Consider the following 5,681-nt stretch of genomic DNA (forward strand, 5'->3'; position numbering starts at 1 on the left):
GCGCCGCGGCGCTGACCCCGGCCCACCCGCGGCCGTAGAAACCCACGCCCAGCAGCACCTTCGGCGCCGGGATGCCCAGCGAGATCAGCTTGCTGATCGCGGCGTCGGTGGTCGCGGTGGTGCGCGGGATGCCCGGGTACGCGGTGAGCGGCGAATGCGGCGCCGTCGGTCCCGGCCCGCCACCGGTGCCGAAGAAGTCGTAGGTCATGGCGCTGAGCCAGTCGGCATCGCGCGCCGCCGTGGCGTAGTCGGTGGCCGCCAGCTTGCCCGGGTCACCCGGCACCGCCGCGGTGACCAGCGCCTTCGGGCCCAGCTCGGCGCGCAGGGCCCCGATCAGCCCGGCCAGCGCTCCCGGCCCGCTCTTGTCGCAGACCAGTCCGCAGGCGTTCGGGTATTCCCAGTCGATGTCGATCCCGTCGAAGACATCCGACCAGCGGGAGTCCCGCAGCAGCGCACGGCAGGACTCGGCGAACGCGCGGGGGTCACCGGCCGCCTCGGTGAAGCCCTTCGAGCCGGTCCAGCCGCCGAACGACCAGATCACCCGGAGCCCGGGATGGCGGGCCTTGAGCTTGCGGAGCTGACCGAAGTTGCCGCGCAGGCCCTGGCCCGGAGTGTCGGCCACCCCGTCGACGCTGTCCGGCGCGGCGATCGGCTTCTCGTAGTCGGCCCACTTGTCGCTGGTGCGGCAGCCGCCGTCGGTGACTTTGCCGAACGCGTACACCAGATGGGTGAGCCCGGCGGCCGCGCCGCTGGCCTCGACGTTGCGGACCTGGAAGTTGCGGCCGTAGACGCCCCAGTCGGTGAAGTAGCCGACGACGCGCTGCCCGGCCGGGGCCGGCGCGGGCGCCGGCTTCTCCGGGGCAGATGAGTCGCAGGCGCCGGTCAGCAGCAGTGTTGCCGCCAGGACGACGGGTCCGACCCGCATGCGGGCCTCCCCAGTCCCTCGCCGAGCCCCGAACCTATCGCGACGGCGACGGCGACGGGCCGCCCGTTAACCCGATCGTGTACTCCTCGATCGTGTAGCAGGCCTCGTCGTCCACGGCGTCCCGCGACGTGTCGATCTTGATCCGGGTGGGATGGGCATCAGTGCTGTCCCGCTCGATCTCCACCACGTCGGCGCCGTCCCGCCGCGCTGCCTCCGCCTCGGCCTCCAGCTGCCGCAGCGTCGGGACCAGATCGGCGAGGCGCAGCATGAGCGCCCGTCGCGCGCTGTCGTCGAGGCCCTCGGAACGGACCACCTTGTCGTCCTGCACGGTCACCCGGAACCGGCCGATGAGCGCCCGCTCGCCGCACTGGGAGTCGAGGACGAAGCCGTACTTGGCCGGCGGGGTCCAGGTGGTGGCGGCCGGCTCCGGCGCGCCGCCGGCCTGCTGGCCGGCGCACCCGCCGGTGAGGGTGAGCAGCAGCATGGTGGGCAGAACCGTCTTGACGCGCACAGAGTCCTCCACGAAGTCGACGCTGTCCGGTACGACGGGCCGGCCGGGTGACCGGTTCCGCCCGCCCTGCGAGTGGCGTTCGCTACGCGGGGAACCGCAGCCGCACGCCTTGTGCGATCGTTTTCGGGTGGCCGTAAGCACAGGGGGCAGCCCGCGGGATCCCGTGCCGGTTCCCGGTGCCCGGAACCGCCGGGCCGAACTGCGTGCCCTGTTCGCCTGGCCCCGGGTCATCAACCGTGCGCGGGCCGTCTTCCGCAGCGCGCTCACCACCTTCGTCGTGCTCACCTTCACTCTGTGGCTGATGCCCGGGGTCCGCAGCACGGACGTGGTCGACACGCTCGGCCTGGTGCTGCTGGTCGCCGCGGTCGGCGCGGTGCTGCGCCCGCTGCTGCTCGCCGGGGTCGTCGCGCTGGGCGGCTGGGGAGCCATGCTGCTCGGCGTCACCGCCCAGGTCATCGTGATGGCGGTGGCCCTGGAGCTGGACCCGTCCAAGCGGCTCAGCGGCTGGCCCACGGTGGGCGTCGCGGCGCTGCTGGCGGTGGTCTGCGCGGCGATCCTGGACTGGATGGCCGACAGCGGCACCGAGGACACGTTCGTCAAGGAGGCCCGCCGGCTCATGCGCGGCATCCGGCGGCGCCAGGCCCGGCAGGGCGGCGGCCGGCTGCTCACCCTGCGCCGGCCGCAGCAGGGCACCGAGCCCGGCCTGCTGATGGTGCAGCTCGACGGGGTGAGCGAGCCGGTGCTGCGCTGGGCCGTACGGGCCGGGAACCTGCCGACCATCGGGCGCTGGCTGCGCAGCGGCACGCACGCCATGCGGGGCTGGCACACCGGCCTGCCGTCGACCACGCCCGCCGCGCAGGCCGGCATCCTGCACGGCGCCTCCCGGCAGATCCCGGCCTTCCGCTGGTACGAGAAGGCGACCGGCCGGCTGATGGTGTCCAACCGCCCCCGCGACGCGGCGGTGATCGAACCGCGGCTCTCCGACAGCCGGGGGCTGCTCCGCGACGGCGGCGTCAGCATCGGCAACGCGTTCTCCGGCGACGCCGCGATCAGCCTGCTCACCGTCAGCCACGCCGCGCTGCCCGGCCGCTCGGCCCGGGGCTGGGCTGCCTTCATGGCCAGCCCGTTCGGCTTCACCCGAGCGCTCGTGCTCGGCGTCGGCGAGGTCTTCACCGAGCTGCACCAGGCCCGGCTCCAGCGCCGCCGCAACCTGCAGCCCCGCGTGAGCCGCTCCGGCGCGTTCCTGGCGCTGCGGCCCGCCTCGATGCTGCTGCGCGACGTCAACGTGTCGCTGATCGCCGAGCAGATGGCCCGCGGCGCCCCGGCCGTCTACTGCGACCTGGTCGACTACGACGAGGTGGCCCACCACGCCGGCCCGGCCCGCCCCGAGTCGATGCGGCAGCTGGAGAGCCTGGACCGGATGCTCGGCGTGATCGAACGCCTGGAGCCCGAGGCGGCCCGCAAGTATCAGATCGTCGTGCTCTCCGACCACGGCCAGAGCCAGGGCGCCACCTTCCGCCAGCGGCACGGGGAGACGCTGGAGCAGGCGGTCGAACGCTTCTCCGCGTGCCCGGCCGACGCCCCCTCGACCCCGGCCGAGTCCGAGGCCACCGCGGAGCCCGGCTTCCCACCGTCACCGATCGCGCCGCTGCTCGTCGTCTCGTCCGGCAACCTGGCGCTGATCTACCTGACCCGGTTCCCGCGGCGGGTCGACCGGGCCACCATCGACCAGGAGTATCCGCAGCTCATCCCCGGGCTGGCCGGGCATCCCGGGGTCGGCCTGGTGATCGTGGACGACGGCGGGCCGGTGGCCGTCGGGGCCGCGGGCAGTCACCGGCTCGTCGACGGGACGGTGGAGGGCGTCGACCCGCTGCTGCCGTACGGGCCGCATGCCCGGGCCGATCTGCTGCGGCACCAGGAGTCCGAGCACATCGGTGACCTGGTGCTGATCAGCTCGGTCGACCCGGTCACCGACGAGGTGGCGGCCTTCGAGGAGCTCGTCGGCTCGCACGGCGGGCTGGGCGGCTGGCAGACCGAGGCGATGCTGGTGCACCCGGCCGAGTGGCAGATCACCCAGGGCGACCTGATCGGTCCCGACGCCGTGCACCGGCAGCTCGTCGAGTGGCTGGCGATGCTCGGACTGCGCACCCGGCCGGCGGCCCAGGACGAGCTCGTCACCGGCGAAAAGCTCCAGCTGGCCGACCTGGCCCCGCGTGGCGCGCAGCACGACGGCGCGGCGGCGCGACTTTCGCCCAGCCGCGACGGTTAAGCCTGTGTGCGTTTCTTCCAGTTCGTACGTAGTTCGCTGCGTACCACCTCCCGTCGTCTGCTGACCGTCGGCGCGGCTGCCGCCGTCGTCATCGCCTCCGGGGCGGCCCCGGTGCGAGCGGTCAGCGCCAGCCCCGGCAAGGCCCCGCTGTTCAACGGCTCCGTGTACGCGGTCGCGTACCGCGGCAGCACCGTCTACGTCGGCGGCTCCTTCACCAGCGTCGGCTGGGGCGGACGCACCTACGACCGGCAACGGCTGGCGGCGTTCGACGCGTCCTCCGGCGCGCTGCTGAACTGGTCACCGGCCGCCGACGCCACCGTCCGGGCCCTGGCGGTCATCGGCACCTCGGTGTACGCCGGCGGCGACTTCCACCGGGTCTCCGGCTGGCGGCGCGACGCACTGGCCCGGATCGACGCGACCTCCGGCGACGTGGGCACGTTCTCGCACTCCGTGGCCGGGGCGCCGTACGCCCTCGCGGCCGGCAACGGCCGGCTGTACGTCGGCGGCAGCTTCACCTCGATCGACGGCGTCACCCGGTCCAACCTGGCCGCGTTCTCGCTGACCGGCGGCAGCCTCGACCGCGGCTGGCGGGCCGGCGCCGACGACTCCGTCCACGCCCTGACACTGGCCGGCTCCCGGCTCTACGCGGGCGGCGCCTTCCACAAGATCAACGGAGTGAGCGGGACGCTGCGGATCGCCGCGCTCTCGGCCACCGGCGGCGGCGTGTTCAGCGCCTTCCGGCCCAACGCGCCGGCCCAGGTCAACGCGCTGGCCACCGACGCGAACGGCGTCTACGCGGCCACCGGCGGGCAGGGCGGGAAGGTGCTCGCGTACTCGGCCGGCGGCACGGTCCGCTGGACCCGTACCTTCGACGGCGACACCGTGGCGATCGCGACGCTGGGCGGCATCGTCTACGTGGGCGGCCACTTCGACCGGGCCTGCCTCACCAACCGCAACGGCAACCAGGGCGCCTGCACCGACGGCGCGGTGAGCCGGGTCAAGCTCGCGGCGATCGACAGCCGGGGCGGCCTGACCCCGTGGGCCCCGCAGGCGAACGGGGTGATCGGCGTCCGCGCGCTGGCGGTGGACCGCCCCCAGAGCAGAATCGCCGCCGGCGGCGACTTCACGACGATCAACGGCCAGAACCGCAAACGCCTCACGTTCTTCTAGGGGGGCGGGTGAAGTTTCAGACGGGATCGGTGAACGAGACCGGCTTGCCGGTGGCGCGGGCATAGGCGATCTCCCGGCTCGTGGACTCGCCGATGTACCCGCCGGGATTGACGACCAGAACCCGGTCAGCCAGGTCGATCTTGCGCAGGTGGAGGGCGTCCAGCGCCTTCTTCTGCTCGTTGGTGATCGACTCGCCTGCTTCGCCCGGCGCGACGACGATGACACCGGCCAGGGTCAGTTCACGGTTCGCCGCACGCATCTCCTCCGCGAATCGGATGGAGCCGCAGATGCAGACGATCTCCGGTCGGTCGGGCATGGCTCACGTCCTAGTCTGTCTTGGCGCCCTCGACAACGACGGGCGTAATCCGGGGCTGGGGTAGGCGTGCTGGCGATCACGACGTTGGGGACGCTGGCTGTTGACGGGCGGCCGGTGCGGGGTGAGCGGCTTGCTGCGCTGCTGCGGGAGCTTATCGGCGCTCGGGGCCGGGTTGTCTCCACTGTGGCGCTGGCCGAGGCGGTCTGGCAGGGCGATCCGCCCGACGATGCGGCCGGAGCGTTGCAGGCCCTGATCTCCCGGGTGCGGCGGCTGGGGGTGCCCGTTGACGCGGTCGCCGGTGGTTACCGGGTGCCGGCGGACCGGGTGGAGGTCGATGCGGTCGCCGTACGGATGCTGATCGACAAAGCACGCGCCGCGACCGATCCGACGGTCGCGCGGGCCGCGGCCGACGAGGCCCGGGCGCGGTTTCCCGAGGTTCCCGAGCTGGCCTCGGCCGCCGACCTGCGGCTTTTCGCCGAGCTGGCCGCGG

At 73.5% G+C, this 5,681-nt stretch carries 6 protein-coding genes; 3 read left to right on the forward strand and 3 right to left on the reverse strand.

All coding sequences use genetic code 11. The features are described from left to right. Window positions 1-925 (reverse strand): glycosyl hydrolase family 18 protein (locus AB0C29_RS30640; RefSeq protein WP_360827375.1); only part of this gene is annotated, 925 nt, incomplete at its 3' end. Between the two features lie 34 nt (window positions 926-959). Next, window positions 960-1,448 (reverse strand): DUF6174 domain-containing protein, encoded by a 489-nt coding sequence (locus tag AB0C29_RS30645; RefSeq protein ID WP_360827378.1) that lies wholly within the window; start codon window positions 1,446-1,448, stop codon window positions 960-962. 115 nt (window positions 1,449-1,563) lie between these two features. Between AB0C29_RS30645 and AB0C29_RS30650 the strand changes: the two genes are divergently transcribed. Then, window positions 1,564-3,705 (forward strand): alkaline phosphatase family protein, encoded by a 2,142-nt coding sequence (locus AB0C29_RS30650; RefSeq protein WP_360827381.1) that lies wholly within the window; start codon window positions 1,564-1,566, stop codon window positions 3,703-3,705. 6 nt (window positions 3,706-3,711) lie between these two features. Beyond that, complete coding sequence (locus tag AB0C29_RS30655; protein WP_360827384.1) at window positions 3,712-4,875, forward strand: hypothetical protein; 1,164 nt, start codon at window positions 3,712-3,714, stop codon at window positions 4,873-4,875. A gap of 16 nt (window positions 4,876-4,891) precedes the next feature. Here AB0C29_RS30655 and AB0C29_RS30660 read toward each other — a convergent pair whose 3' ends face one another. Then, a complete protein-coding gene (locus AB0C29_RS30660; protein ID WP_360827387.1) occupies window positions 4,892-5,191 on the reverse strand; it encodes a hypothetical protein in 300 nt (99 codons plus the stop codon). Between the two features lie 66 nt (window positions 5,192-5,257). Here AB0C29_RS30660 and AB0C29_RS30665 point away from each other — a divergent pair. After that, window positions 5,258-5,681 (forward strand): helix-turn-helix domain-containing protein (locus AB0C29_RS30665; protein ID WP_360827390.1); only part of this gene is annotated, 424 nt, incomplete at its 3' end.

Source organism: Actinoplanes sp. NPDC048791, assembly GCF_040650095.1.
Lineage (GTDB): Bacteria > Actinomycetota > Actinomycetes > Mycobacteriales > Micromonosporaceae > Actinoplanes.